Annotated in this window: 3 protein-coding genes; 1 reads left to right on the top strand and 2 read right to left on the bottom strand. The window is 44.4% G+C overall.

The genetic code is table 11. From position 1 onward, the window contains the following. Window positions 1-27 precede the first annotated feature (27 nt). Window positions 28-894, top strand: coding sequence for a GGDEF domain-containing protein (locus AB4232_RS22535; RefSeq protein ID WP_017103165.1), 867 nt, complete (start codon window positions 28-30; stop codon window positions 892-894). 103 nt (window positions 895-997) lie between these two features. Here the strand turns inward: AB4232_RS22535 and cobB are convergent, their stop codons facing one another. Both cobB and AB4232_RS22525 read right to left on the bottom strand, forming a co-directional pair. Beyond that, window positions 998-1,732 carry a Sir2 family NAD+-dependent deacetylase gene (cobB, locus tag AB4232_RS22530; RefSeq protein WP_017100630.1) on the bottom strand — a complete coding sequence of 245 codons (735 nt, stop codon included), beginning with the start codon at window positions 1,730-1,732 and terminating at the stop codon, window positions 998-1,000. Window positions 1,733-1,990: 258 nt separating this feature from the next. Continuing rightward, window positions 1,991-3,151 (bottom strand): ammonium transporter (locus tag AB4232_RS22525; protein ID WP_372088077.1); only part of this gene is annotated, 1,161 nt, incomplete at its 5' end.

Genomic DNA, 3,151 nt, shown 5'->3' with positions numbered 1-3,151 from the left:
TATATAGGATTGAACAAACAATACGAAGTGCGATTACATATGCAAGCAAACCCTATCCTGTTAGTTGTGACTTTTATGCTGTTAGCGTCACTGTTAATGCTTGGCTTGAGTTCATTTATTCATATTGATTCAAACTATGATTTGTTTTTCGAAACAAATACCCTCGTGATCACTATGTACATCTATTATGTTGCGCGTCATTCAATTCGTCCCCACAAAGTTCTTCGCTACGGCGCTCTATTACTCATTTTTAACCTATTTTATGACGTATCAACCGAGCTTAAACATCTTGATGAGTGGGCTGACCAAAATGAACTAATAGATACCTTCTTGGAAGACGGGTTGCTACAAATCGCATTTCTATTGATCGCTTACGGCATTACAGAATTAACTGGCAAGATCAAAGACCAAGGTAAACGCGACGAGCTTACTGGTCTGTATAATCGCAAGAAGTTTGACGCGATCAAACTTGCAGAGTTTGAGCTCATTTACTTCGACTTAGATGGACTAAAAGAGGCAAATGACCTTAAAGGCCACAAAGTTGGAGATTTAATGATTGTTCGTTTCTCTCAGGCTCTGAGGCAAACTGCATTGGAAGATGAAATGGTGTTTAGAGTGGGTGGTGATGAGTTTGTTGCAACGGCTCAACTCGGTCGTGGTGGTGAGTTTGTCAGCCAAGTCAATAACTTACTGCATGGTGAGAACATCAGTTTTTCTTACGGTATCGAAGTGACCAGCCGAGATAATTTTAAACAGGCATTGGTTGAATCCGATAAGGCGATGTACGAAATGAAAAAAGCTCAACGACCTGTTCAAAACTCTTGGTGCACGTCTTGTCCTAATCTAGAAACAAATTACCTGAATATAGAGACAACAAGGCAAACCGATGACTAGAGCCTCATCTGAATAAATGTCAGTTTGCCACTGATAACTGTTGCTGATAACGAGCTCTCAAGTTCCAACCTTAAGCGGGTCAATCAATTTATTGGTACAAGGGTCAGGCCGTTAGAGACCCCTTCTCTGACAGCAATAGCTCACCGACTAGCTTAGGTACCTCGATACTCGCCTTACCGTAACGTTTCTCTTCAAATTCACTCTCTACCGCACTGGGTTCGAGGTTTATCTCGATCGTATGTGCTCCATGCATTTTAGCATCATGTACAAAACCTGCGGCTGGATAAACCACACCTGACGTGCCGATCGAGATGAACAAATCAGCTTCTTCTAACGCTGAATAAATGTCGCCCATCCTCAATGGCATTTCGCCAAACCACACAATATGAGGGCGCATTTGAGCTGGTATCTGGCAACAATGGCACAATTCACCAGTATGAATGTCGTCTTTGTGCTCTAGAACTTGGTTTGACTCGCTACAACGTGCCTTAAGAAGCTCACCGTGCATGTGGATAATGTTGTTGCTACCGCCTCTCTCGTGCAGATTGTCGATGTTCTGAGTGATGATAGTTACTTTGCCATCGAGCTTATCTTCAAGCTCTCCTAGCGCCTTGTGGGCTGAATTTGGAAAGATATTTTCACTCTGTAATCCATGACGACGCTTGTTGTAAAACGCTTGTACAAGGTCAGGATCTTTTGCAAAACCTTCAGGTGTCGCAACATCCTCGATTTTATGGTTTTCCCATAATCCGTCTTGTGCTCGGAATGTTTGTATCCCCGACTCAGCAGAGATACCGGCGCCAGTAAGAATTACGATATTTCGATATGGGAAATGCATATAACGTCCTTTTCAATATGTCACTTGGTAACAGCTTAGCACTGTTCAAATTCCAACAATAGTTTTAGGGATTAGACCATAGTCTTAGCCAACTGAATTCATTGGCTATTTGTGACATAACTCGCTTGATAGTTGTTGCCGTTCTTACTCAAACTCTCTGTTTTGCTTTTCACAGAAATAAAAAAGCGACCGAAGCCGCTTAGATTTGTTTAACTGATGTCTACTAGATGTAGCTTTAACCCATCAAAACGAACGACGTTAGTCTTCGTTGATAGACGAGATCTTATGGATTGAAAGATCCGCGCCGTTAAACTCATCTTCTTCACTTAACCTTAGCCCCGTTACTTTGCTCAACACACCGTAGACAACCAATGCACCGATTAAAGCCACCGTAATGCCCGCTAGTGTACCAACCATCTGAGCAGTAAAGCTTACGCCCCCTAGCCCCCAGAATGCTTGCTGACCGAAGATACCCGCTGCAATGCCACCCCATGCACCACATACACCGTGCAGAGGCCACACACCTAGCACATCATCTATCTGTGTTTTGTTTTGCATGTAAGTAAACAAGTAAACGAACAATGCGCCAGCTACGCCGCCTGTTACCAGTGCGCCGAGTGGGTGCATTAAATCTGAGCCTGCGCAAATAGCGACGAGACCAGCTAAAGGACCATTGTGGATGAAGCCTGGGTCATTTTTACCTGCAATCAGAGCCGCAAGAATACCGCCAACCATTGCCATGAGTGAGTTCATTGCCACGAGACCGCTGATACCATTGATAGCTTGAGCTGACATCACGTTGAAGCCAAACCAACCCACACATAAGATCCAAGAACCTAGTGCTAAGAATGGGATGTTTGATGGTGCGAAGTTAGTGTGTTTGCCGGCGCGGACACGGCCTTTGCGCATGCCAAGGAAGTAAACTGCGACCAATGCAATCCAGCCGCCAACACCATGAACGACAACAGAGCCCGCGAAGTCATGGAAGCCATAACCGAATTGCGCCTCAAGCCAATCTTGGAAACCAAAATTACCGTTCCAGATGATGCCTTCAAAGAATGGGTAAACAAAGCCTACGGTGAACAGTGTTGCGATGAGTATTGGATAGAAACGTGCACGCTCAGCGATACCACCAGAAACGATCGCTGGAATCGCCGCCGCAAACGTCATCAAGAAGAAAAACTTCACCAGCTCGTAACCATTACCTTGCGATAAGGTTTCTGCATCTGCAAAGAAATGCGCACCGTAAGCCACCCAGTAACCGATAAAGAAATAGGCAATGGCAGAAACGCCGAAATCCGAGAGGATCTTGACCAACGCATTAACTTGGTTCTTCTTTCTAACTGTTCCGACTTCCAAAAATGCAAAACCAGCATGCATTAAGAAGACCATGATCGCGCCTAGTAATAAAAACAGAGT

Source organism: Vibrio sp. 10N.286.46.A8, assembly GCF_041470165.1.
Taxonomy (GTDB): domain Bacteria; phylum Pseudomonadota; class Gammaproteobacteria; order Enterobacterales; family Vibrionaceae; genus Vibrio; species Vibrio tasmaniensis_A.
Note: the sequence above shows the minus strand (reverse complement) of the source record. Positions and strands in the feature narration are given on the sequence as shown.

Coding starts and splice junctions, on each gene's coding strand:
- cobB (WP_017100630.1), bottom strand. CDS start 1,732: ATGCATTTCCCATATCGAAATATCGTAATTCTTACTGGCGCCGGTATC.